Raw genomic sequence first — 24141 nt, forward strand, 5'->3', positions numbered from 1 at the left:
GGTTAAAATCTAAGGTCCAATCCCAAGCTAAAGTTTTTTGTGATCGGGTAATTACTATTGTCAACACCTCCTATCACTTCAGGATCGAAGCCAGAATACTTGGTCCAGGTGAACAAATTCTGTCCTGAAAAATAAAACCGCAACCGCCCTACATGCAGCCGTTTGGCTACAGCCTCAGGCAAGGTATAACCTACGGTCAGATTTTTCAGACGTAAGTATTTTCCCCGCTCAATAAAACGGTCTGAATTACGTGTATTCTTATTGGGGTCGCTGTAAATCGCTCTGGGCACCTCGTTGCCTGATCCTTCAGCGGTCCAACGATCAAGAACCTTAGTCGTCTGATTTCGAATTGTATACATACCTTCCAGTGTAACCCTATTGGCATTATAGATCTGGTTTCCGGATACCCCCTGAAAGAATACTTCAAGATCCATATTTTTATAGGACAATTTATTATTCATGGCAAAACTCCAACTTGGTGTTGGATTGCCTAAATAGGCACGATCATAGTCATTGACGACTCCATCTTTATTGATGTCCCTAAATTTGATATCGCCGGGCGCTGTACTATTGGCTGGATCTGCTCCTTGATATTGATAAGCATAACTATTCACTTCGGCCCAGTTCTGAAAAATACCATTGGTCAAATAGCCATAAAATGATCCAACAGGCTGTCCAATGGTATGGGATTGATAACCAAAATAAATAGGTACATCGCCATCAAGTCTAACGACCTTATTTCTATTATAGGAGATATTGAAATCGGTATTCCAAACCCATTCTCCTTTTAGGTTTTGGCTACGTAAATTCAATTCCCAACCCTTGTTTTCGACCTCTCCGGCATTGATCATTGGTGTATAGCTGTCCGAATATCCTGTCGTAATGGGCACGCTCATCCTGACAAGCATATCTGAGGTTCTTTTGATATAAGCATCCATCGTCAACTGGATCCTGTTTTTGAAAAAACCTGCATCAATTCCAACATTCTGTTGTTTGATAGTTTCCCAGCGTATGCCTGGGTTAGGCATAACGAGTGGGTACAATGTCGAAACGGGAATACCATTGAAAACATATTGACCAGTTTTTAAGCGAGCTGATGCAGCATAGTTGTCCAATACGGCCTGATTACCGGTAACTCCATAACCGATACGGAGTTTAACATCACTCCAAAAGTCATTTTTGTTAAAAAAAGACTCTTCAGAGATACGCCAGGCGGCGGAAAAAGATGGGAAAGTCCCCCAACGATTGGCCGACGCAATTCTTGATGTACCATCACGACGTACCGTCGCCGTAAGGAGATAACGATTTTTAAACGTGTAATTGGCGCGTCCGAAGAATGACAATAGCGCCCATTCGTTGCGGCTCCCACCTACGGTTGGATCTAATAAACCATTGTTTAACTGGCTGTTATTATCAGAAAGAAATTCCTTGATGCTTCCATTCATGTAATTATAATCATTGTTCTGCGCACTAGATCCTAACATCACATTGACTTCGTGCCCACCCTCGAAAGTATTTGCATAAGTGAGGGTATTGTCCCACAAATAGGTCAGGCTCTTGTTGAAGCTTTCACTCCGATAGGAATTGGGAACTGGGATGGGTTTCCAATTGTATTTAGGCGAAAAGGTCATATTGTCCCAAGCCTTATAATCGAGGCCAAACAAAGATTTGAAGCTGAAATGATTCAAAAAACTTGCTTCTGCATAGATATTTCCAAGAAGATTATAGCCTTTCGTTGTATTTTGTTCAAGCATGGCAGTACCGATTGGATTGCGCAGGTCGCCATAGAATATAGCTTCATTTCCAGGACCTGAGTAGGTACCGTCTTCATTGAAAATTGGTTGTGTGGGCAATGAGGCCAACGTATTCAATACGCTGTAGGAACCATTGTGTTTTACATCATGGCTTAGCGTGAGTGTATTCCCCAATTTGAGCCATGCTGTCTGTTTAGCTTCATTGTTAAACTGAAAATTATACCGTTTGTAATCGGTGTTTTTCACGATGCCATCCTGATTGAGCATACCAGCAGAGACGTAGTACGTATTCTTTTCGCCACCACCAGCATAACTAAGGGCATAATTAGCTAATTTACCTGTCTGTAAGAGCGCATCTAACCAATCTGTTCCTCGGCCAAGCAATGTAGGATCGGCAAAATCCGGTCGTTGACGGTTATTGTTATTGGCCATCATCTCATTGTGCAGCGAAGCAAACTGCTGTGCATTCAGCATTTTGGGCAGGCTTGTTGCCTGCTGAATCGCGTAATTGGCACTTGCCGTAATACTACCTTTATTTTTATTACCCTTTTTTGTTGAAATCAATACAACACCATTGGCTCCTCTGGAACCATAAATGGCAGTAGCAGAGGCATCCTTGAGGATATCGATTGTCTCCACATCATTTGGGTTGAGCGCATTGAGAGACAGATCCGTTGGAACGCCATCAATCACTAACAACGGAGCACTATTGTTGATTGACCCCAGCCCCCGGATCTGTATGGACACGTTACTTCCGGGCGCGCCGGAGTTGATAACCTGTACACCAGAGGCACGTCCTTGAAGTGCTTCGCCAACGTTTGCCACAGGCTTATCTTTCATGGCCTCGGCACCCACAGACGCTAGGGAACCTGTCAGATCTTTCTTCCTAACGGTCCCATATCCGATAACAACCACTTCATCAAGTGCCGTGTTATCCTTAACTAGTATAATATCGTAAATGGATGCATTATCTACTTTTACTTCCTGAGTCTTGTAGCCGATATAGGATATACTCAAAACTGAGCCATGCGCAACGGTCATTTTAAAATGGCCACTTCGATCGGTCTGTACTTGTTGGGTTGTTCCTTTGTTGCTGACAGAAACAGCTTCAATAGCTAGCTTGTTTTCGTCTCTTACCGTACCCTGAATCTCCCTCTGTTGCGCAAATGAATTTAAACTGATCAAAATCATTAAAAGCATAAGAATGGGATACGTAAAACGTAATCGCCCCTGGTTTTTCATAAAATTTGATTTCTACGTATTACTTATAATTGTTATTTAATTTCGATTTGAACCTAGTGTCAAATCGTCCCCTAATTGGTTTATCCAAAAATAGAAGGATCAAAGAGCAGATAAAAGAGGTGTATCGCCGAATATAGAAACAACAAAAACGTAAAAATCTAAAAACCAGAATATTAAATCAAATACTTCAAAGAAATATATAGAAGATTAGGTCAATATTTCAGGGCTTTTCGACCTATTTTTGTGACCAATTCATCAAAATCTTCGCGCGGAACAGCAGCTTTGTTTCTGAATTTGGTCCGATAGGTATAAATAGTATTGGTTGAATAGTGTAGGAAACGGGCTATCTTTGCACTGTCCGTAATACCCAAACGTATCAATGCAAAAATACGTAGCTCCGGGCTCAGTACTTCATTTGGCTTCAAGACAACTTGCATATCTGCGACTAATAGTGCGTTGAAATCCTCTACAAAGTTCGGATACAAATGCAAAAATACATGATCAAAAGTGGCATATAATTCTTTTACTTCATGGTCGATCATATCGCGTGATTTAAGCATCTGCTTGAGCTCTTCGATCTTCTTGGCCATGACCATCTTGTTGAGTGAAATCTGGAATTTTTCGAGCTTATCAATATATAAGGAGCATAGGTTGAGGAACTCACCGATATAGGCTTCTTTGATATGATTGCTTTCTGCCAACTCGCTATTCATAGACAGCACTTCACTATTGGTGGTATGAAGTTCGTCATTGGCAGTATTCAATTGATGATTGAGCACCTGCAATTTTTGATTGAGTTCGAAGAGCTCTCTACGGACGCGATTTACCCGCTTCATCTGTCTGTATATCAAAATAACTGCTATAACGAGGCACAATGATAGGATACTAACAATCGTTAGAAAGATGGTCAATTTTGCCTTTTGTTGTAATTCGTTTTCTTGATAAGCTGAGTTTATGATCGGAAAAATTTGGGAAGCTTCATAGGTCCGGAAACGGGCATTACAGAAAATAGCGTCCTCCATAGAAGATTTAATACAGCTATAGGCTTCTTCAATATGATTTGATTTATACAATAAGGTCGCTAATGCCTGCATCGAGGCATTTTCCTTGATGGCATTTTTAATGTCGCTAATCGCCGACAGCGTCAAATACTTGCGCTGAAGGTCAACATTGCCTTCCTTTTCGTAGATATTTGCCAGGGCATAACATAAGATGGCATGTTCATGATCCTCTTTTTGGGAAAGATCAAGCATATACATCAACGTCTTTTTCGCTTCCTCAAATTTGCCTTCATCATGGAGCTTTTCGGCATAAACAATACGGTATTGACTACCTGTCGTATCCAGTTCACCTAAAAGCGAATCGCGATAGTGGTCACTCCGAATGGCATACTGCCGATCATCGGTATTTGAAAATGAATAAAATTTATAGAGTCTTTTCCACGCATCATAATACTTGATCAATAGTTCCCTAGGAAGCTTGTTCTTATCTGCAGTGACCAATATTTTATAGGCGTCAATATACATACCTGCTGTGAAGTAAAATGAAGCAAGATCCAGATTACTTTCATTGATCTGGAAGGAATCGCCACTCCTTTCTGCTAATTTTACATTTCCCCTAGCATATATAATCGCAGAATCTAGTTTATAGGAAGCATATTCTTGGTAAAGAAGCTTGTTTAATTCGTATTGTGCGGAAGTGTTATTTGTTGATTTCTGAAGCCGTCGTACCAAGTCGTCTATTCTCACTTCTTTGATGGCCATAAACTCTTCCTTTTTGTCGATCATCTGCAGCAGTTGTATCAACGACGTATCCTGTTCGGTTCCTGCTTTACATAGGATAACCGATATGACAATCAATAGGGCACATGCGACAGGTCTATACATGATTCTTTAAACCAAAAGTGACAAAACACAATAGTAACATTTTCTAGGCTTAAAACAAAACGTGCGTATATTCTAAAAGACGTAGTTTTTGCAGAATCTTATGTATGTCTACATATATAATCCCAATACTCTTCCTGAAGCATTCCTGAAGCAGTATATTTATGAGGAGACACTTTGTAGGTCGTCTCTGCAAATTCTAACGCATCAGCAACTGAAGAAAAAATATGTATCACACCAAATGGCTCATCTGGATCAACCAATGAAAACGAATAGATGTCCAAGAAATCTTCGTTTCCCTCATCAAAGGATTCGAAATAGGCTACAGAAAAGCTCCTATTGGTTTCTTTATAAATGCTTATCCATCTGAGTATGGTATAATCTGCTTCCTGAACAACACCCAACCATTGCTCCACTGATTTTCCAAGTCTCAATCTGGATTGAATTTCATCTTCGTTCAAATACCGCATCATAAATTTATTATACATCTGGAATCTTTATCAAAGGAGAAAAATCACCTTTAAAATATCTAATTCATAAAAATTATCATCAGTATCCACTATAACAGAGATAAGCAGATACATTCCATCAACATCATGAGCATTCATATCGGCTAGCACACCACCTGGACGCCTGTGATCCTCTTCTTCTATAATTACATGGAGGCTACCCATCGTCCATTTCTTCAATAAACAGGTCTTCCAACGAAGCTGTAATAAAGGGTCCCCCTGGTGTATCCTGCACCAAATAGGAAATCAGCTTTATTTCCGTACAGCTAAGTCTTCTTTTCATATTTCGCATAGTTCTATTGGCTTATCAAAGATTCATCTATATAAAGATCAATAATCACTTAAACAAATCAAACTTTTACTATATTTATTTGCCAAGCCTTTTATGATGAGCATACATAATATAAATAGAGGATCCAGACATTATCGTATTCCGACTGGTTTTGAAGAGACAGACTTATGGGCTCCGACAGTGGACAACGGTACAGCGAAAAATTGATATGATTCAAATTCGAACAGCAATTTTATTGGTATATTTTCTACTGGAGCTACAGCAAGTATATCCACAATCTAAAAAGATACAGGGTAATACAGCTACAATTGATATTCAGCAAGAATCGCTGTCAAAGAAATTAATACTTTCAGATCTAAGAAACTCCAATCATGAATTTGCATTTAGATTTTGGGGTCGCGGACAGACAGTTGATATCACTGCAGACAGTACACGCATTATAGGTACAGTAACGAACTATATATATCATCAAAAAAAATCTGCTGATTACAGAACAGATACCTTATTCAAAAAAACTTCCCTTTCGCCTGGTCAGGCAAAGACCGCTTATGAACTTTTTCTGAATCTTAAGTTGCTAAATATACCTACAGCCGAAAAAATAAAAGGATGGAGCGAGGGGGTTGACGGTATAACCTATACTATAGAACAATCAGACAAAGAGAATTACAGTACAATTAATTAAATGTGCTTAACAGCAATGTCGGTTTTATCAAACCAGCACGTTCATATAAAACATGAGATGATCTTAGAATTGGAGGCAATACCAATGCATCGAATATTGTAGGCAAAACTCCAATTAGTACAAACGGTATTACAATGTCCTGAATTGTTGTTTTTTACAGACTATCGATAAGATACCAACTCAAAATAATCCCGATAATGAAAATCAATACTGCTGTAATAGTAATCCCGAAAGAGCTCTGAGCAAAATTTTCATCTTCGATTTGCCTATTTGTATTACGGTACTTAACGAATGCCAATAGGACTGTCAATGCACCAATAATCACAATGGTCACACCTACAACCCCTGAATACCCATGATGAGACTGTGTGACCTCTCCTGTTTTCAGAACCAACTCGATCTGACGAATAAAGAGCGAAAACTTAACAACCACAAATCCGAAGCCCATAATGCCCAAACTTGTTCGGATCCACGCCAAAAATGTTCTTTCATTAGCTAGGTGGTCACTCACTTTTTTTTGCACAATACTATTTGCCATATAAGAATAAAACTTTGGTTAATAACTAAGTTAGGGATTTTAAAAATTGACTAACCCTAATTTACGATTCACACCTCAGTTTAAAAAATTATCCCAGCTATTGAATGTTCAGCTATTTTTATTTAGTATAGTTTGTCTGCAAATTCGTATCTTCATCACATACCAACATAATAATAATGAAACACTTAATATTTATATTCATGTTATTTCTAGAACATACATATGTATGGGCAGAACCGAGATTTTAACGATAACCAAAAAAATATTCTGAGACAACTTGATACAATGGGGATTGACTGCTCACAACTGTTAACCTCTCACGAGAGCACATATTTCAACCTGGTTTTTAAAAAATCCCGACAGGATCTCGACTTCACCAACAAAAAAGTAGCTTTTATGACAGGCAGCAATGGTAGAACCTTGAGTAATAAAATCGATTATTTTAGATCGGAGAAAGATAGAATTACCCGTAATCAGACCCCGAACAATAGTACATTATGCATTTTTGATAAGGAGCAGAAAAAGAGGTCCGGTGGCTATGATGCGGCAATAGTTTATTGGAGTAAAGTATTAGTGCCAATAGACGAATTGATAAGCAGATTAAGAGGAAAGAATGACCTTGAACAAACTACAATTTTCGATTTGATTTACATATTTCAACTTCCAATTGAGAATTTCTAATGTTTATGAATACCACGCAAGTACAAACCCTTTTTTAGACGTCACTGTGCATTAGTAATAAAATACAATACCATCCCTTTTTGTTGTAATCTCTTTCAATTGATCATAATCCATACCCGTGCACTGATACAATGAGAAAACTACGCCCGAGCGCATTGAATAGATTTCATCAGGAATTCGCCCCAGATATGTACCATTTAAAATAACATTATTCACATTTTTTAATGCACAGATTTGTACAGGAAACTTCTCAAGTTTGCTATAATTGAAATCCAGCTTTAGCAGACCATCCAATTGTCCAAAACTATTTGGAAAATGCGTTATTGCAGATGCACGCGCATTAATTTCCTTGAGTTTCTTGAGCTGTCCAAATGTTTCAGGAAGGCTGCTCAATTTACTGCTTTCCATATTGAGATAGGATAGATTGCTCAAGCCGCCAAATTCATCTGGAAGCTTCTCTACGGAAGGGGATAGCCAAAGATCTTCTAAATTTTTCAAATTGCCTATTGAGGCCGGTAAGGTTTTAAACTTACCGCCTACTAACCAGAACCTAAGATTGGACAAATTTCCAATATTATCAGGGATGGATTGAAGCGTTTCCCCTTCAATCCAAAGTTGCTTTAAGCTCTTAAGGTTTCCAAAAGATTGGGGCAGATACTGAAGCCTGCTGTTTCCATAAATTTCTAATGTGTCCAACTTTGTCAAATTATCGATATCCGAAGGTAAGGTGACTGGTGATGATCCAGGATAAACAAAATTGAAACGTGCAAACCTCAAATTACGGCATTCACTCAAACTTGAAGGTATATAAGCCTGCTGTGCTAGAATTTCCGTAGAAACCAGTTTCGTCAGGTTACCAAAATCTTTAGGTATCTGGGTGACAAAACAATCAAAATGCTTTAGATTTGTGAGTTTGCCCAACGTACCATTGAAATCTACATTGCCGACATATCGCATAATAAGAGTTTCGAGCGACTTTAAGTTCCCGAAAGTTTTTGGCAAAACCACGGTATACCCCAGATCAGGGCTTCGCATTGGTGTCAGGTGAAATGATTTCAGTTTGGTCAGATTCCCAAAATTCTGAGGAATGGTAAGATAATAGCCAACTCTATCTAAACTGAGTTCTTCAAGTGCTAGATAATGATCGCCAAAAATAGTAGGAACGTCCTTCAGTGAGGACCCGCCTAAAATAAGCTTCCTTAGATATTTAAAGGCTTTAAGTGCCGGAAAGAGATCTGGTTCATTAAAACGATGGGCAATACCTGAAGCCTGCATATTTATTTCGATAATATGTCCATCCTTATCCTCAATAACACGTCCTCCCCGTCCCATCTGAAGTTCACTTAACGCTTCGTTTTCCTGATAGTCTCCTGTTTGAACCTTTTTTGTAAACTGATAGCTTTTTCCGGCGTAACTCATCGTATAGGTAACCTCATAGTTCGTATTGGCATAACCATGCAACTCGATCGTAGGGTTTTCTTCTACGGGTCTTGCCCAACCATCGTGATATGTGCTATTTAAGTGGCCATAGGGTTTATCTATAGACCATTTTCCTTTATATTTTGGATCAACGGCAAAGTGCAGAATTGTCCTGAAAGAGGCAGGAGTATTTTCTTGAATTTCAATATTAAGTTCCGGAATTTTAATTATTACATCTACTTTACGGGTTGTCCCTGCATTGGTGACTGACCAGGTTAAGCGATATTCTTCACCAGGTATTCCTTTAAAAAGTGAATTGGGATTATTAGGATCTTCAATTTTCACATAATCTTCTACAATCTTGCCCTTTTCGATGCTCCATGTGCCAGTCTCCCCTTTTTGCAAGGGGCTACCTTTAAGCTGCACTGTGAATTCGTCATATAGTTCACCTGAATCAGCTTTGGGCTCATACACTGTTTTCAAGACGTCTTGATACTCCGTTTTGGAGCAAGCAACGAAAAAAAAACTTCCAAAAAAAACACACAGAAATAAGCATCGGAATAGTGTAGACTTATAATACATGGTTCCTAGGGTTGAGTTGTAAAATTAAAAATTGCTGAGCGTGCAGTGTTTCCATTACTGTCGTAAACAATCAATTGATAATAGAATTTTTTGTTTTTTTCCAGCGGAGAAAAAAACACGCTATATCTATAGTTACTTTGACTGACAGCATCGTAAATTTTTCCACCGGTCTGTTTATACATGACCGCAAGGTCTTCATGTACATAAACCTCTACCTTACTATATGAATATGGAGCAAGCACGAAAGAAAGTATATACTGACCTCGGTCTAAAACGACTTTATTTTGCGTATCTGCAAAAGCATCTATTTCAGTGTACGTTACAGTATCCTTTTTGCAGGAACTGATCAGGAATAATAGCATCCCTAAAAACCCGCATACTTTGACTTTATTGAATGGACATTTCATAAATCGAACCTTCTAAAAAGTTTAAATCAGCATTGAGGTAATATTTATTTTTATAGGTGAACATACCTCCAAAATACATATGATTAACATTAGTACTTAAATGAACAGGACTGAGCGTGTTTTTTGCTAGATTGTAAATCATAAAATTATCGACATCCAGTGCTAGTAATATGTCGTCTTTATAGTTTAGTACGCCTGCCGGTGCATAAGGATAAGTTTGATTGGTCGTTCCAGCACGGTATAATTCAGTGAGCTTAAAATTATTCGCATCAACTGCATAAATGGTGAGTGTGTATCCGATATTGAAACCTTGGTCAAACACATTTGTGACACCTAGTGCATATAATTTACCTTTGACAGAAACAAAGCAATCACTGGAAAAATTGATATCAAAAGTGGCAATCTCTTCAAATTTATCCAAATCTGGATTATACTTGGCAACGATATTCTTTATACCACGCGAATTCAATGTCAGTGTATACGTTTGATAGACAGCATTATTGTGGACAAAAATCGCCAACTTGCTATATCCGTGTGCTTCCGTTATTTGGGGCCGCCCAAAAAAGTACTTAGAAAATTCACGTTTTTCGACGTCAAAGGACTGACAAAATAACTCATAACCATTGAATGGGTCAGGCTCCAGTGAAGGCAATATATGGCTAACTGGCTGTGCAAGAAAAAATATCCGATTACCTAAAGACACGGACCTTGGAGGAATAGCTCCCATTGTATCGGGAATATGAGCAATATTCTGCAATCGGCTCGTTTCAGGATCAAATTGTGAAACCGAATTACTCCAAAAATAATAGATCTGATCATTGCAGATGGATGGATAATTAGTTCTCCAATTCGTCTTTTTCAGTCCAATGGCTAATATTTTGCCGGTATAAATAAAATCAATCGCCTGACCAATGATCTCTTTCTCTTTATAAATTACACGCAACATATAACTGCCATCCCGATAGGGATAATAACCCGTTAGATTGATTTGATAGGTCCCATTTTTCGTCGCAATGGGATAGTCCATATGGAGCGTATCCATTCCAAACAGAAATTTGATATCTCTCAGATTAATATTATTGAGGTTCTTCCCTTCTACAACAGTCTTGAACTGGCCAGTCTCATCATACTCCGCCTTTGTATTTGGCCAAAAGAGCGTAAAATCTTCGGGAAACAAAGCAGTGGTCGTTATTTCCTTTTTTTGCTCGGATTCCACTATATTACCATTATATTCGATAAAAGGTATCAGAATATATGTAGACTCGGGCTCCAAATCATCCAATGTAAGATGAAATATATCATCCGTACGGAAGGCTTCGATGGTTTTTCCTTGGCTGGGATTATCCTTTTTATAGTACCTGACACCGGATCTTGTATAGCCAAGACTAGATATCTGATAGGTCATTGAAATTTCTTTGTCTCTAATACTTAGAATGGCCTCGTTGATAATTTTTGGCGCAATTTCAATTTTTTCTGTCTTACAGGCTCCCATAAAAATAATCAGTCCCAATAAACAAATGTATTTTTTAAAGTTGCCCATCTGATTTTGTTTTAATATAAATGAAATTAAAATTCTCATAAGACCATGTCTGTATGTAATAGAAAAACAAGTTGTACGAATTATCGACATTTTGGGTCACATTTTTGAACATATGCATTTCCAACTGAGGATATTTTAGCGTCGACAGGAGATTAAGATCAGTATCATATTTATTTATGGTACCGTATGTCGCTATTCCACTACCTTCCTCCTGTCCATATACCACGATATGGTTATCATGATCAAAAAAAGCACCTGCAGGCTTCAGGTTGACATATTCGTTTAGTTTTGCTTTGACCTCACCATTCTTATCAAATTTGATATACCTTAATGAATAGAAATAAAAATCAAAGCCCCATATGTAAAAAATATCATTTTTATCCTTCAGCAAGATAGGCATGTGGTATTGGCGTTCGTAATCACCGGGAAGCTTCCCATCAAATTCAAATGTAGCCAACACATTGCCTTCACGATCTGTTTTTTGAACTTTAATTTTTGTTGCTTCGGAATCGAGTAGACTATAATAGATGCGCTGTTCTTTGTCAAACTGAATGGAAGCAATCCCCACGACACTGTTTTTACGTTTCCAAACAGGTTTAAAATCATTGGCAGTTACTTTTAACAGTTCACCTCCAGCTGTTCCCAAAATAAGATTTTGAGATGCATCAAACTGCGCTGACAATACATAGTCATTCGGAGACAAACTGATTGTAGTGGGCTTGTCCTTTTTAAGAACACCTTTATTCCGGTCAAGGACATAGATATCATGTTTAATAATGATGATAGCTTCATCTTCTTTGGAAGGCAGTAAGACATGAGGTTGTAAGTCAAAATAACCTAGGTCCTGAATCAGACGGTACCATATGATCTGGCCTTTATTATTCGTACGGTATATAATCAGTTTAAAATTGGTCTCTCCCCCTTCGTGCTGTAAAAATGTACAAATCAAATGTCCGCCATCTGCCAAGAGACGGATGCTATTATTGCCTGTAAGACGTGACTGTGTATGAATTTTGTATTCGACATATACGCTTTGACCAATCGAGCTACCACCGACGGTCTTTGCATCTATTGTTTGCTCTTGGGTTGCACCTGCCTCTGAACTTGCGACGACACGGATTTTATAGTCTTTATTAGCCTGAAGATTGATCAAGCTATATTTTGTAATGCTAAGGTCTTTCACGACCAGTTTGTCGTCTGCATAAATAGCATAGGAAACTGGTTTAAAATGCGAGCTATTTACCTTATCCCAGGATAACTCGATAAGATCTTTGCTTGCGGCGCTTACCGTAAGATTTAAGGTATTTAATTTCTCCGCTTTTTCTATATATTCATCAGGTTTATTTACAATATTCTCTTTTTTAGAACAGCCCCAAACCAATAAAATAAGAAATAAGAAAAATAGTCGCCCACAATAACAGAAAGTTACTCTTTTCATAAAAATAAGTTGCTCTTCAAAGATATTAAAAAATCATATCAATTATTTGAAAAATAAATAATTGATATCGGTTGGTTTACGAAAATCAAACTACATTACCATTCTTAACACTATTACAAATATTTCGTTTTATTTTATTATTTTAGAAGCAGAAAAGTATTATCCTTAATTTATGAATTCCATATCCAATCATCTTGCATATTTATGCTTGCAATTTTGTCTGCTTGCAAAAAAGATAAGCAAGAAATGCAAAAGAACTATATTGAAAGCCTTTTTTCTACGATTCGGGAGGTTCAAGCTATATGAAGTTAGCGGAAAATGGGAAAAATATTGTCTATTACAATGGGTTTTCGGAAGAACTGTTTCCGATTTCAATAGATTTTTTCAAAGATAAAACGAAGTTGGAAAACTGGGAATAAACTGACTATATAAACCTTACCCATGACTAAAAAATTATTATTTGCGTTCATGCCCAAATATGGTTGGGGGGCCCTCCTTATCGGAGCCATTTTATCGTTTATGCCCACACCATATCATCGCTTCGGAATGCTGGCATTAAACTATTCCTTCCTTCTGATGGCTAGTGCGATCGCTTTAATTGCCCACGAGTGGGGACATTGGTTTTTTACAAGACTGGTAGGTGAATATCCGAAACGTATTGTTATCGGTACAGGACATATGCTGATGCGTACGCACTTCTTCAAAAGTAAGCTGAATCTTAATTCCGAGTTTCAAGGAGGTCACGTTATCCTCAATATCAGGGATGACAAGTATTACAACCTTAGGACATTTGTAGCTGTATTGGGTGGACCTGTGGTCAATATGGCTATCGGAATTACCATTATAACCCTGGTTCCATTTACAATAGATTTTACAGAAACTATTGCTTTTTCCATATTGTTTGGTTATTTACAGCTACTCGTTGGTCTAGGGAATCTATTGCCATTGAGAAAAAAAATAAATGGCTTTCCAACAGACCTAGATGGTCGCATTATTTTGAACATACTGCGAGGGAAATATAAAAGAGAGATGAGTCATGAGGCTATTAACCTGAGCCTGGAAGGACAGGATTATGTGCTAGAGCATCAATATGATAAGGCATTGGCGCAATTTCAACAATGTCTTCAGATCTGTTCGGAATCCGTGCCGTCTATTACCTACTCCCTCAAATTGAATATTGCACTATGCCGCACCCATCTTGGGGATTTTGACGAAGCATTGCTCCTTCTGAAAGAAATAGAGGATCACTTAACGATGAAGGAAGTCGAACCTTTGGCGGGATATCTTTATAATCTCTATGCGAATATTTACTTGGTTCAGAATGATATCGAGAAAGCTACTTCCTTTGGGACCAAGGCTCTTCACCTGCTACCAGAATTTGATCCAGTCCGCCATACCTGGGGATGTCTTTTGATCGAAAATGAAGAATGGGACCGTGGTGAGGAAGTATTGTCGCCGCAAATGAATTTTGATTATGTAAACAGTGAAACATTACTAGCCGCCATGTACTTATCTTTAGTCTATCATCGCAAGGGAAAACCAATAAAAAAGGAACGTTGTTGGGAATTTGTGCAACATCATCTGGCTGAACTAAACTTTGTAGACAAAGTGATATATGATCGTGTAAAGCTAAAACTGGCAGCGCCATAGTCTGTTAAATGCGATAACTAAAATAATGTATGCTCAGGAAGGTCGAAAAAATAAAGGGATGGAGCAAGGGTGTTATCACACTGGCGGATTAGCATTCATGTGTCATTTTTCGAATCATACCGCAACTTTCCCTAATGCTAACGAAAGGACAATTGTAATGGCAGATTATGAATGAAAAATAAAGGAAAAAATGTCAATGGATATGAAAAAACTAGTAATGATTGCTGCTATACTCATGTGTACTGTTCATATCGTTTACAGCCAGGATGCATATAATAATTGGTCAAAATTACAATCAAGTTTTGTTAGACATATTAGGTACCCAATTGATCTAGAGAAAGCCTCTCTTCCGTCATTCTTCACATTAAAAGTGCAGTATAACAAGAAAGCAAAGCAATACGACTTGGAATTTTCTGACAGTGCACATCCGCTTATGATTAAAGAAATCTTAAGAATTAAAGATAAGTTAGATTTTGACGTAGTATATAAGGATCTGAACATTGAAAACCATGATATACCTATCATGATTCCTGTTGAGATCAAAATAGCGAGGGTATCCCACGTGTTTTCAGATCCTAAAAGTAAAGTATCTCAAGATCTATATAATTTCAAAGGACAACAAGCACTTAGTGACTTTTGGTTTTATTCTCCCCTTGTCCTTATGGTTATAAACAACTAATGCGTAAAAAATGAGAACCGTCAAATCCATACTGATCATCTTATATATCACGATCCATAGCGTGTACGCTCAGGATAAAGGAAAAATCGATAATTATCAGACGTTTGAAAATTCTTTCCTTAGAAATTTTAAGTACCCGCCACAATTACAGGAAAGGTGTATTCCCGTATTAACCTTAATGGTCATTTCTTTTGATCAATCCGGAAAAATAAACTCGCTCCGTTTCTCAGACAGTGCCTATCCCCAATTTATAGAGGAGGTGCAACGAATACGGGACAATATAGATTTCGAATCGCTATATATGGACCTGAAATCACTGGGAAAAGAAAATGAGAAAGTAATTATTCCGATCCAAATCGATACTGGTGTGGTCGATGAGTGCGAATCGGGTATACTTCAATTTGATCTAATGAATTTGTACTTATTTGATAAAAAACCGCTTAAGGGAAAATACTTTCTGCATAAAAAGATATCATCAAAAATATTAATGGGACGTCCGATCTCATAAATCTCTTAGTTTCATTCAGCTCGCCACATAAGCGTGTAGGACACTGCAAAGAAAGCACGTTACAGCGTATAAAGACTAAAATCCACTATACGAAGTACTCGTTTTTCTTAATGTGTAATTTTTTGATTTTCGAATGCAAGGTGTTACCGGGAATTTTCAGAATTTCAGAAGCACTTCCCGGACCGGAAATCTTCCCCGAACAGCGTCTTAGTACCTGAATAATATAATTGCGCTCCAACTCATCAAGCGAATAGTTTGAAAATTGAAAATCGTCTGATCTAGACTCGACATGTAACTGTGGAAGGTCAACATGGTCAATTGTCTCTGATGTGCTCAAAAGAATGGATCTTTCGATCAAATGTTCAAGCTCACGCACATTTCCAGGCCAGCTATAACTACACAGCTGCTGAATTGCCCGTGGCATTATTTTCTTAATTTTACGTCCCGTATTACGGCTATATTTCTGTATAAAAAAATCGGTTAGCTGTTGGATATCTTCAAGTCGCTCACGAAGCGCAGGTAAGTGAATCGGAAAAACATTTAGACGGAAATATAGGTCGGCCCTAAACCGCCCTGCTTTTACTTCTTCCTCCAGATTGCGATTAGTAGCAGCGATAAGTCGTACATCGACTTTAATGGTATGTTGCCCCCCAATCCTCTCTAGTTCGCGTTCCTGTATGATGCGTAACAATTTTGATTGTGCTTCCAAAGGAAGTTCTCCGATCTCATCCAAAAAAAGTGTGCTTCGGTGTGCTAGTTCAAATTTGCCTATACGGCGTTCAACAGCACCTGTAAATGCTCCTTTTTCGTGCCCAAACAATTCACTTTCGATTAAATGAGCAGGTAAGGCAGCGCAATTTACCTTAACCATGACTTTATCTTTTCGGTCCGAAGTCGTATGAATACCCCTTGCGATCAATTCCTTTCCTGTCCCTGTCTCTCCGGTAACCAGAACGGTGGTACCGGAGCCCGCTACAAGCGCCATCAGGTGATAGACCTGCTGCATAGCTTCTCCACTGCCTATAATTTCAGAAAAATTATAGATCGTCTTGATCTGCTCCTTTAAATAATCATTCTCTATCTCCAGATTTTTTTTGTACGCCAGTAGCTGCTCATTAGCACGAATGTTATCGATAGCAATAGAGATCTGTGAACATATGCCCTTAATGAGCATTTTATTGAGCTGATCAGCTAATAACCATATTGTACCAATATTCTTGTTACCGATACGCAATGGCAAGCCATACATATTTCTCCGCCCTGTAGCCTTCCATAATCGGGCGTAATCGTTCCCTTTTTTTATTTCCTCATCCACATTAAACACGAGGCCGTCATTACTGGCCAGTACTTGGGAAGTGTAAAATTCGTCTATCGTAATCAGATTGTTTACCATTCTTCCAAAGTCATTTTTAGCATCGGCAAATAGCGCATCATCATACATAAAGGGAGAGAGGTGAATGCCATCTGATTCGATAACACGAATCATCGACAATCTCGTAGACAGTGTTTTGTCCAATACCCTACTGATGGCTGCATGCAAATCCTGCTTTGTCCTTAACTGAGTAATATCATTGCTGAAATCCAATAGAAAAGACTGCTCTTCCTGCTTTTTTACCAATTGCTCATTGGCCAAGGTATTGGAAATAGCTGTAGAGATCTGTGCACAGATGCTCTGCAGTAAGGGGATATTGATTTCTGCAGTTTCCAACAATAACAGGCCTAAATTTGTCTCACCATTTCGCAACCGTATCCCTGTGAATGTCTTTATGCCCAATGACTTCCAGTAGCGGAGATAGCCAGAGGTAATGCCACGCTGAACTTCGCGATCGACCTCAAATAGCAAAGGAATCGCGCTTGTTAGAATACGATTCTGTAACCCATCATTTAAGGGTAGCCTGGATTGGAACCAATCCAATTTCGGCTTCGGCACGGGATGTGTGCCAAAATTATAAATGTATGGCTCGGTAAAAGATCTTGTATCGCCGCAAATCCGCCTAATAACAAAACTACCTGTGGGACTAAGCTGTTTCAACACATCCCGGACCGTTTCCGTTAGCTCTTGCTTTGTACGAACAGCGGCCACCCTGCTGCTGAATTCGAGCAGAAACGTCTTCTCTTTTTCTCTCTTCAGCAGCTCCTCATTTTTTACAATGTTAGAAACTGCACTCGATATCTGGGGAATAATGCCGACAATGACATCTTTAAAATTTTGGCTAAAACCATTTTCCTGATTAGTATAAATGTGTAGAAAACCGATAGGACGTCCTTCTCGCACCAATTTCGCCATTAATATTTCCCGTACACCTTTTTCAAAATTGACCCGTAAAAATGCAGGACTCTCAGGACTATCCATAATATCCGATAACACAAACGACACAGGCTTATCAGCGTTTAATACAGCCTGAATAAACGGTTCATTGAGAGGAAAGCGAGCGTTTACCATCTCCATATAACGCGGGTGATCCCGAATAGGCGATCCATCGTTGTCAAGAAGAAAGGGACTGTAGGTATCGTCTTTGTAGTCGACAGTTGTCACAATAGTATGGGTAATAAAATATAGCCCTTTTATACCTTCCTTAAAAAGCCGAATGAGGTCATTTTTTTCCCGGACTTTAGTCAAATCATTGCCTAACGCCAAGAGAATTTCCCGTTCTTTTTGGTAATATGAAATGCTCTGCTGGTCCTGACCATCTGGATAACAGATCTTTTTGTTTGCTTTCATGATATATAAAAGTGTTGTCTTACAGCATCTCACCCGGTTTTCCTAATACATTTGATGAATCGGCTATGATTCTAAATATACGAAATCTGCCTATTTAATTTATCCACTTAAAATAAATGGACAATGGCATTAAAAACAGCACGAATGGCACCACAACTGAGAAGCTTATGCCCATCCATTTTATAAATCTATTATACCGCCGGTGGGATATACCTAATGAAGTGAAAGCACTATTGAAACCATGTAATAGGTGCCAGAATAAGGATACACAACCCAATAAATAAATCAGCACTTCGACAGGGTTACTAAACTTCTCCAGCATCATATCAAATAGTGGTAACTCTTCGTCATAACGGAACTGATGCATACGATTGGGAATCCAGAAGTTGGAGGTATGGACCACTAAAAACAGAAGCAAAAGTGTACCCAATAGAGTCATACTTTTGCTATACCATGTAACCTTAGGAGTTGCTAGTGGATAAGCATATTTAATGGGACGCGCTTCTCGATTCTTTTTCCACAAGAGTAATCCTTGTATTATATGGAGTATAAATCCAATGATAAGAACGATCTCCAAAGACCGGATAACTGGATTTGTAGCCATGAAATGTGCACCAATGGTAAAGGTAACACCACCGTCATTATAAAATATGAGGGCATTTACTGACATATGTACCAGCAAAAAACTGATGAGAAAAAGTCCGCTCAATGCCATAGTGAATTTTCGGCCTATTGAGCTCGTAAACGTTTTATAAAAGCCGTTCATATTGTGATTTCAAATTTGTTTGATGAATAACATTGCACTATTGCAATATCCAAGAGCATGGGATGCTCTTGGATAGAACGTGCTATTTCTGAGCGTTCAGACGGAACCATTCTTCGAACGTAAGCTTACCCAATTTCGCCCCTTCAGCAGGTATTAACGTAAACTCTTCCAAGGGCGAACCAAAATATAAGGCGTCTTTATTCCCTACAACTTGTTTGGGGCTCTTGGTTTTGACCAAATATTCTTTAACTAAATTTGCTAACTCAAATTGTTCAGGTCCTCCAATTTCAACGATTCCATGAACTGGCTGACCAAGTGCAAACTCGGTAACAAAAGAAGAGACATCCTCAGCTGCGATAGGCTGTATACGTGCGGTCGACAAATTGATCACATTGCCGTCCTGTGAGGATGCAACGATGCCGCCCAAAAACTCAAGAAATTGTGTAGAATGTATAATCGTATAAGGAATTCCGCTTTCCACAATTAGATTTTCCTGCACTTGCTTCGCTCTAAAATAACCACTTGCTTGGAGTCTGCTCGTGCCTACAACAGACAAGGCAATATGATGCTTGACTCCCGCATTGATCTCTGCGGCTAACAAATTCTTTCCAGAAGTTTCAAAAAAATCCATCACTTCCTTATCCGCAAAGGACGGAGAATTGGCTAGGTCGATTACAACTTCGGCGCCATTTACTGCTTCCGCTAAGCCTTCGCCTGTAATCGTATTGATACCTGTATTAGGTGATGCCGCAATAACTTCATGCCCTAAGCCTCTTAACTTTGCGACGGTTTTTGTTCCGATCAGCCCAGTACCTCCAATGACTAAAATTTTCATGTTTTTAAATTTATGTTTAACAATTATGCTATCATGTGCTGATATTCGATATTGATTCGTAAAAAAGAGAGATCAAAGCTTTCTCCCCGATCCTTTTATGTTTACGCAAATGAATTACCTACCTGAAGATGGCTACTTAACGCAATTCGATTCCAGGCGTTTATAGTCACAACTGCTAAGACGATTTGAGCAATCTGGTTTTCTGAAAAATAGTTAAGTGCATTGCTGTAGGTCTCATCAGTAAGCCCCTGCTGGTGGATCAAAGTGACTTCTTCAGCAATTGACAATACGGCCTTTTCCTCGTCAGTAAATATGGCTCCTGTTTCACGCCATGCGTTTAATAGGAAAATACGTTGGTTAGTTTCACCGTTTTTTAAAGCATCTTTGGTATGCATATCAATACAATAGGCGCAGCCGTTGATTTGCGATGCCCTAATTTTAATCAGTTCTTTCAAAGATTTAGAAATATCTACTTTAGAAAGATAAGTTTCAAGCCCCATCATCGCTTTTAAAGCTTCAGGCTCAGCAGAGTTGATATTAATCCGTTTTTGCATTGTTTTGTTTGTTATTAAATGAACAGTTCTTATTTGTATGGACAGTATCAACAGAAAGGCCAAAAAATATATACTTCTAAAAATCAAATAATTATAAAACAAAACAGCTTTAGACCTACACGATATATAGTGATATAACCATAGGTGTCACTATATTTAATGACACAGCATCATTAAACCGTTACAGTCGTTTCTATAAACGCGATCAGCTAAATGAATTTCATTGGCACAAACACGAGGCAGTAGCTTCGAGCTTATACCCTTTGCTACGAACGACTACGATGTTAACATGAGGATCGGGTTCCACCCTTCATCTTCCCATATTTCTTTTTGCAACCGCTCTCTAGGTAGTATCTGGTTCGGAGATCCCGCGAAAATATGGAATAGCCTCGCTTCTGTTCGAGTCAGGTCAACAATTTCATTATTTATCTTTAACTGTTTTTGCTCGGGATCGAATTGGACCGCGCCAAAATGAATTTATTTATCCCCAAAAGCTTTGTTGTTATATTTATCAAATTTATCTTCACAATTGGACGATGCTTTATAAAACATATTCTGGAACCATAAAAAGGACATCAAACAGTATATTCGACCGCGAACGACATGAGAGACGTTTTATCGAGTTTTATTTCTTATCCTATGCCAAGTCGATCGAAGAACGAATCTGTTAGATTTGTAAGACTGCAAATGATCAAAATTCAGGTAAGAATGGAATAGAAGTGTATCAATTATAGGCTCTACAAAAAAAGAAAAAATAACCAAAAAATATAAAGCTATGCAAAAGATAATTCCAAACCTTTGGTTTGACAACAACGCACAGGAAGCCGCAGAGTATTATTTATCGGTTTTCAAAGATGGCAAGATCATCAATATTACGTATTACCCAAATTCAGAAAACGAAGGACTGGCGGATTTCCAGAAGGATTTTGCCGGAAAAGTGCTGACCGTAGAATTCGAGATTCTGGGAATGCGTTTCATCGGGATCAATGCCGGACCAGTATTCAAATTTAACGAGGCCATTTCGCTGATGATCCCCTGTAAAGACCAAGCTGAAATAGACTACTATTGGGAAGCACTTACATCGGATGGAGGACAAGAGAGCGTCTGTGGATGGCTGAAAGACAAATATGGGTTAAGCTGGCAGGTTTGTCCTGAAAATTGGGAGGAACTCAACAAAAGACCCGGCGCATTCAAAAAAATGATGGGAATGAAAAAGATCATTATTGCCGATTTCTAAAACTAGGCAGCGACAAAATCCATGTTCCAGCACTGGTGTAAACCGAAAAAATAAACGTCCCGTGTCAGTGTGGGGCATGCAGCAGTATATTTATGAGGAGACCCTTTGAAGGTCGCCTCTGCAAATTCTACCGCATCAGCAACTGAAGAAAAAGTATGCGTCACACCAAATGGCTCATCTGGATCAACCTATGTTTGCTCCGCTGATTTTCCTAGTCTCAATATGGCTCTGCCATCCATGAAAGCTAGCGTTATCTGCCGATAACTTCGATTGTCATAATATCTTTTTCAACTTGATGGGTTCTATAATAGAGAAAATTATACTTTTTTCCCTGGTATATCCTGCGAAACAGACAATAGCAAATACAGCCAAACATCCTAATATTTTTCGATTGATTATAATACAGGCAAAGGATTAATTCAATTTTGTCAACATCTTACATCTGACACTATACAAAGTGGATTTTATAAAAATCCAAAACATTCTGTGTACGATTCAGCTTATAGATATAATATGGAAAATAACAACACCAAAAAGCCGTATTCTGCCGAATTGGCATCGAGCTTATTAGCTTTGACACTCATCCTCGCTCTTATGGATGTTACACAAGGGGTGTTGCTTCCAGTAATTTTTTCCATATTAATAGCAATATCCCTATTTCTACTTGCTCGTTTCCTGAAAAAGAACATCTTAACGCAACTCAACGCAAGAACTATTGATGAAATGGGGAAATTAACAAAATAAAAAATCATCAGCTATGGAATGGATTACTGACCCACAAATTTGGATCTCATTTTTTACTTTAACTGTGCTAGAAATTGTTCTGGGCATTGACAACATCGTATTTATTTCAATACAAAGTAGTAAGCTTCCGCTCGAACAACAAAAAAAGGCTCGGCAGTTAGGTCTTGCATTAGCGTTGGTGATGCGCGTAGCGCTCTTATTTTCGATTAAATGGGTCATGGGCCTAACAACTACAGTCTTGGATATTGCGGGCTGGTTCAATACGGATAATCCGTCAATAATAAGATACCTTTCGCTTTCAGGCCGGGATCTTATATTATTTTTCGGAGGGATGTTCCTTATTTATAAATCCACAACCGAAATCCACCATCGTGTCGAAGGGCATATAGAAACAGGCACAACAAAACTCAAAAAGGTAACTTTTTCTAACATCATTATTCAGATACTTATCCTTGATCTTGTATTCTCCCTCGATTCGGTGATCACAGCAGTAGGAATGGTAGATCGAATCGGTGTAATGATCGCCGCAGTAATCGTAGCGGTAGCAATTATGATGTTCTCGGCAGAACCTATTAGCAGATTTGTAAATAACCATCCATCGGTTAAAATGCTGGCTTTAGCATTTCTATTGCTTATAGGTGTTTCTTTAACAGCAGAAGCATTCGACCAGCATATTCCAAAAGGTTACATTTATTTTGCTATGGCATTTTCTGTCCTAGTTGAATTCTTAAATATACGATCGGAAAATAAGGCGTTAAAAAAAATTTCAGATTCAAACCCTACTAGCGTATAAGTCCGATATTATTGTTCATAGCTTATATAATTCCGAAAAATTGATAACTGAGATCACTACGTTAAAAATTGCTAAATTATAGAGTGACAAGGTAATTGGTTCTATAATTTTAATTATATTGTAAATTCATTAAGATTCATAAAATATGAAATGTCCAAACTGTAACGAAACACTGCTGATGACGGAACGTCACCGAATTGAAATAGATTACTGCCCAAACTGCAGAGGGGTATGGCTCGATAAAGGAGAACTGGATAAATTACTGGAACAAGCCAGCAATAATATCGACAGTAGCCAAGCTCACGATAACGATGCTAACAATTACAATAAGTACGAAAGAGAAAACTATCAATCTCAACAGCGCTACCGTGATAATGACCGCTATACGGACAATCACAAATATCCACATGGGCGAAAGAAGAAATCTTTTCTCTCTGATCTCTTTGATTTTGACTAAAAAGAGTCTAAAAGAGTTTTAAAACAAGAAGCTGTCTTCCTATACGGAATAGATCAACATGATGTGGTTGAAGTATTTATTGATCGCACTATTATTTATGATCGTTGTCCGTATGCTGGCGTTGGTTCATTTGTTCGTTGACTCCCTTGCACCAATCCTATATTTTATGGGCACAGTGGCACTTGGTTACGCAACTTTAACACAACGGTCAATATATGCTGTAGAATCT

The 24141-nt window shown here is 38.4% G+C and carries 24 protein-coding genes; 9 read left to right on the forward strand and 15 right to left on the reverse strand.

What is annotated here, in order from left to right; genetic code table 11:
* Positions 1 to 2: 2 nt before the first annotated feature.
* From FGL37_RS00515 to FGL37_RS25895, 5 genes are all read right to left on the reverse strand, one after another.
* Positions 3 to 2996, reverse strand: coding sequence for a SusC/RagA family TonB-linked outer membrane protein (locus tag FGL37_RS00515; RefSeq protein WP_028071425.1), 2994 nt, complete (start codon positions 2994 to 2996; stop codon positions 3 to 5).
* A gap of 212 nt (positions 2997 to 3208) precedes the next feature.
* Positions 3209 to 4882 (reverse strand): SusR family glycan utilization regulator, encoded by a 1674-nt coding sequence (gene susR / locus FGL37_RS00520; protein WP_037534096.1) that lies wholly within the window; start codon positions 4880 to 4882, stop codon positions 3209 to 3211.
* Between the two features lie 98 nt (positions 4883 to 4980).
* Positions 4981 to 5367 (reverse strand): hypothetical protein, encoded by a 387-nt coding sequence (locus FGL37_RS00525; RefSeq protein ID WP_028071427.1) that lies wholly within the window; start codon positions 5365 to 5367, stop codon positions 4981 to 4983.
* Positions 5368 to 5379: 12 nt separating this feature from the next.
* Positions 5380 to 5553 (reverse strand): DUF6984 family protein, encoded by a 174-nt coding sequence (locus tag FGL37_RS26060; protein WP_407695577.1) that lies wholly within the window; start codon positions 5551 to 5553, stop codon positions 5380 to 5382.
* Entirely contained in the window at positions 5546 to 5671 is a 126-nt protein-coding gene (locus tag FGL37_RS25895; protein ID WP_262709438.1) for a hypothetical protein, read from the reverse strand. The genes FGL37_RS26060 and FGL37_RS25895 overlap by 8 nt, the downstream gene beginning before the upstream one ends.
* A gap of 217 nt (positions 5672 to 5888) precedes the next feature.
* Between FGL37_RS25895 and FGL37_RS00530 the strand changes: the two genes are divergently transcribed.
* A complete protein-coding gene (locus FGL37_RS00530; RefSeq protein ID WP_028071428.1) occupies positions 5889 to 6362 on the forward strand; it encodes a hypothetical protein in 474 nt (157 codons plus the stop codon).
* Between the two features lie 154 nt (positions 6363 to 6516).
* On the opposite strand, the gene FGL37_RS00535 is transcribed toward FGL37_RS00530, so the two are convergent.
* Positions 6517 to 6900 carry a YidH family protein gene (locus tag FGL37_RS00535; protein ID WP_028071429.1) on the reverse strand — a complete coding sequence of 128 codons (384 nt, stop codon included), beginning with the start codon at positions 6898 to 6900 and terminating at the stop codon, positions 6517 to 6519.
* 285 nt (positions 6901 to 7185) lie between these two features.
* Here FGL37_RS00535 and FGL37_RS26220 point away from each other — a divergent pair, with 285 nt between their 5' ends.
* Positions 7186 to 7581: a DUF8192 domain-containing protein gene (locus FGL37_RS26220; protein WP_512700710.1), complete on the forward strand. Its 396-nt coding sequence runs from the start codon at positions 7186 to 7188 to the stop codon at positions 7579 to 7581.
* 51 nt (positions 7582 to 7632) lie between these two features.
* On the opposite strand, the gene FGL37_RS00540 is transcribed toward FGL37_RS26220, so the two are convergent.
* The 4 genes from FGL37_RS00540 to FGL37_RS00555 form a co-directional block, all read right to left on the reverse strand.
* On the reverse strand, positions 7633 to 9474 hold the full coding sequence (locus FGL37_RS00540) for a leucine-rich repeat domain-containing protein (protein ID WP_434413079.1): 1842 nt from the start codon (positions 9472 to 9474) through the stop codon (positions 7633 to 7635).
* 113 nt (positions 9475 to 9587) lie between these two features.
* Positions 9588 to 9989, reverse strand: coding sequence for a hypothetical protein (locus FGL37_RS00545; RefSeq protein ID WP_028071431.1), 402 nt, complete (start codon positions 9987 to 9989; stop codon positions 9588 to 9590).
* Positions 9970 to 11529 (reverse strand): hypothetical protein, encoded by a 1560-nt coding sequence (locus FGL37_RS00550; protein WP_028071432.1) that lies wholly within the window; start codon positions 11527 to 11529, stop codon positions 9970 to 9972. The genes FGL37_RS00545 and FGL37_RS00550 overlap by 20 nt, the downstream gene beginning before the upstream one ends.
* Positions 11516 to 12967: a fibronectin type III domain-containing protein gene (locus FGL37_RS00555; RefSeq protein WP_138096625.1), complete on the reverse strand. Its 1452-nt coding sequence runs from the start codon at positions 12965 to 12967 to the stop codon at positions 11516 to 11518. Before FGL37_RS00555 ends, FGL37_RS00550 begins: the two co-directional genes overlap by 14 nt.
* A 441-nt stretch (positions 12968 to 13408) precedes the next feature.
* On the opposite strand from FGL37_RS00555, the gene FGL37_RS00560 reads away from it, so the two are divergent.
* The 3 genes from FGL37_RS00560 to FGL37_RS00570 all read left to right on the forward strand — a co-directional run bounded on the left by FGL37_RS00560 (position 13409) and on the right by FGL37_RS00570 (position 15804).
* Positions 13409 to 14617 carry a tetratricopeptide repeat protein gene (locus FGL37_RS00560; protein WP_138096627.1) on the forward strand — a complete coding sequence of 403 codons (1209 nt, stop codon included), beginning with the start codon at positions 13409 to 13411 and terminating at the stop codon, positions 14615 to 14617.
* Between the two features lie 202 nt (positions 14618 to 14819).
* Positions 14820 to 15296 carry a hypothetical protein gene (locus tag FGL37_RS00565; protein ID WP_138096629.1) on the forward strand — a complete coding sequence of 159 codons (477 nt, stop codon included), beginning with the start codon at positions 14820 to 14822 and terminating at the stop codon, positions 15294 to 15296.
* A gap of 10 nt (positions 15297 to 15306) precedes the next feature.
* Positions 15307 to 15804, forward strand: coding sequence for a hypothetical protein (locus FGL37_RS00570; protein ID WP_028071436.1), 498 nt, complete (start codon positions 15307 to 15309; stop codon positions 15802 to 15804).
* Positions 15805 to 15889: 85 nt separating this feature from the next.
* Here FGL37_RS00570 and FGL37_RS00575 read toward each other — a convergent pair whose 3' ends face one another.
* The 5 genes from FGL37_RS00575 to FGL37_RS26065 all read right to left on the reverse strand — a co-directional run bounded on the left by FGL37_RS00575 (position 15890) and on the right by FGL37_RS26065 (position 21158).
* Complete coding sequence (locus FGL37_RS00575; RefSeq protein ID WP_051607235.1) at positions 15890 to 18526, reverse strand: sigma-54-dependent Fis family transcriptional regulator; 2637 nt, start codon at positions 18524 to 18526, stop codon at positions 15890 to 15892.
* A gap of 94 nt (positions 18527 to 18620) precedes the next feature.
* Positions 18621 to 19292 carry a succinate dehydrogenase cytochrome b subunit gene (locus FGL37_RS00580; protein ID WP_028071438.1) on the reverse strand — a complete coding sequence of 224 codons (672 nt, stop codon included), beginning with the start codon at positions 19290 to 19292 and terminating at the stop codon, positions 18621 to 18623.
* 82 nt (positions 19293 to 19374) lie between these two features.
* Positions 19375 to 20127 carry an SDR family oxidoreductase gene (locus FGL37_RS00585; protein ID WP_028071439.1) on the reverse strand — a complete coding sequence of 251 codons (753 nt, stop codon included), beginning with the start codon at positions 20125 to 20127 and terminating at the stop codon, positions 19375 to 19377.
* Between the two features lie 101 nt (positions 20128 to 20228).
* Positions 20229 to 20681, reverse strand: coding sequence for a carboxymuconolactone decarboxylase family protein (locus FGL37_RS00590; protein ID WP_028071440.1), 453 nt, complete (start codon positions 20679 to 20681; stop codon positions 20229 to 20231).
* Between the two features lie 276 nt (positions 20682 to 20957).
* Positions 20958 to 21158 carry a winged helix-turn-helix domain-containing protein gene (locus FGL37_RS26065; RefSeq protein WP_081817973.1) on the reverse strand — a complete coding sequence of 67 codons (201 nt, stop codon included), beginning with the start codon at positions 21156 to 21158 and terminating at the stop codon, positions 20958 to 20960.
* Between the two features lie 298 nt (positions 21159 to 21456).
* Here FGL37_RS26065 and FGL37_RS00600 point away from each other — a divergent pair, with 298 nt between their 5' ends.
* From FGL37_RS00600 to FGL37_RS00615, 4 genes are all read left to right on the forward strand, one after another.
* Positions 21457 to 21918 (forward strand): VOC family protein, encoded by a 462-nt coding sequence (locus FGL37_RS00600; protein ID WP_028071441.1) that lies wholly within the window; start codon positions 21457 to 21459, stop codon positions 21916 to 21918.
* Between the two features lie 513 nt (positions 21919 to 22431).
* Positions 22432 to 22662 carry a hypothetical protein gene (locus FGL37_RS00605; RefSeq protein WP_028071442.1) on the forward strand — a complete coding sequence of 77 codons (231 nt, stop codon included), beginning with the start codon at positions 22432 to 22434 and terminating at the stop codon, positions 22660 to 22662.
* A 13-nt stretch (positions 22663 to 22675) separates the two neighbouring features.
* Complete coding sequence (locus FGL37_RS00610; RefSeq protein WP_028071443.1) at positions 22676 to 23455, forward strand: TerC family protein; 780 nt, start codon at positions 22676 to 22678, stop codon at positions 23453 to 23455.
* A 145-nt stretch (positions 23456 to 23600) separates the two neighbouring features.
* On the forward strand, positions 23601 to 23912 hold the full coding sequence (locus tag FGL37_RS00615; RefSeq protein ID WP_028071444.1) for a TFIIB-type zinc ribbon-containing protein: 312 nt from the start codon (positions 23601 to 23603) through the stop codon (positions 23910 to 23912).
* Positions 23913 to 24141: the final 229 nt, after the last annotated feature.

The organism is Sphingobacterium thalpophilum (assembly GCF_901482695.1).
Classification (GTDB): Bacteria; Bacteroidota; Bacteroidia; order Sphingobacteriales; family Sphingobacteriaceae; genus Sphingobacterium; species Sphingobacterium thalpophilum.

Coding starts and splice junctions, on each gene's coding strand:
- FGL37_RS00515 (WP_028071425.1), bottom strand. CDS start 2,996: ATGAAAAACCAGGGGCGATTACGTTTTACGTATCCCATTCTTATGCTT.
- susR (WP_037534096.1), bottom strand. CDS start 4,882: ATGTATAGACCTGTCGCATGTGCCCTATTGATTGTCATATCGGTTATC.
- FGL37_RS00525 (WP_028071427.1), bottom strand. CDS start 5,367: ATGTATAATAAATTTATGATGCGGTATTTGAACGAAGATGAAATTCAA.
- FGL37_RS26060 (WP_407695577.1), bottom strand. CDS start 5,553: ATGGGTAGCCTCCATGTAATTATAGAAGAAGAGGATCACAGGCGTCCA.
- FGL37_RS25895 (WP_262709438.1), bottom strand. CDS start 5,671: ATGAAAAGAAGACTTAGCTGTACGGAAATAAAGCTGATTTCCTATTTG.
- FGL37_RS00530 (WP_028071428.1), top strand. CDS start 5,889: ATGATTCAAATTCGAACAGCAATTTTATTGGTATATTTTCTACTGGAG.
- FGL37_RS00535 (WP_028071429.1), bottom strand. CDS start 6,900: ATGGCAAATAGTATTGTGCAAAAAAAAGTGAGTGACCACCTAGCTAAT.
- FGL37_RS26220 (WP_512700710.1), top strand. CDS start 7,186: ATGGGGATTGACTGCTCACAACTGTTAACCTCTCACGAGAGCACATAT.
- FGL37_RS00545 (WP_028071431.1), bottom strand. CDS start 9,989: ATGAAATGTCCATTCAATAAAGTCAAAGTATGCGGGTTTTTAGGGATG.
- FGL37_RS00550 (WP_028071432.1), bottom strand. CDS start 11,529: ATGGGCAACTTTAAAAAATACATTTGTTTATTGGGACTGATTATTTTT.
- FGL37_RS00555 (WP_138096625.1), bottom strand. CDS start 12,967: ATGAAAAGAGTAACTTTCTGTTATTGTGGGCGACTATTTTTCTTATTT.
- FGL37_RS00560 (WP_138096627.1), top strand. CDS start 13,409: ATGACTAAAAAATTATTATTTGCGTTCATGCCCAAATATGGTTGGGGG.
- FGL37_RS00565 (WP_138096629.1), top strand. CDS start 14,820: ATGAAAAAACTAGTAATGATTGCTGCTATACTCATGTGTACTGTTCAT.
- FGL37_RS00570 (WP_028071436.1), top strand. CDS start 15,307: ATGAGAACCGTCAAATCCATACTGATCATCTTATATATCACGATCCAT.
- FGL37_RS00575 (WP_051607235.1), bottom strand. CDS start 18,526: ATGAAAGCAAACAAAAAGATCTGTTATCCAGATGGTCAGGACCAGCAG.
- FGL37_RS00580 (WP_028071438.1), bottom strand. CDS start 19,292: ATGAACGGCTTTTATAAAACGTTTACGAGCTCAATAGGCCGAAAATTC.
- FGL37_RS00585 (WP_028071439.1), bottom strand. CDS start 20,127: ATGAAAATTTTAGTCATTGGAGGTACTGGGCTGATCGGAACAAAAACC.
- FGL37_RS00590 (WP_028071440.1), bottom strand. CDS start 20,681: ATGCAAAAACGGATTAATATCAACTCTGCTGAGCCTGAAGCTTTAAAA.
- FGL37_RS00600 (WP_028071441.1), top strand. CDS start 21,457: ATGCAAAAGATAATTCCAAACCTTTGGTTTGACAACAACGCACAGGAA.
- FGL37_RS00605 (WP_028071442.1), top strand. CDS start 22,432: ATGGAAAATAACAACACCAAAAAGCCGTATTCTGCCGAATTGGCATCG.
- FGL37_RS00610 (WP_028071443.1), top strand. CDS start 22,676: ATGGAATGGATTACTGACCCACAAATTTGGATCTCATTTTTTACTTTA.
- FGL37_RS00615 (WP_028071444.1), top strand. CDS start 23,601: ATGAAATGTCCAAACTGTAACGAAACACTGCTGATGACGGAACGTCAC.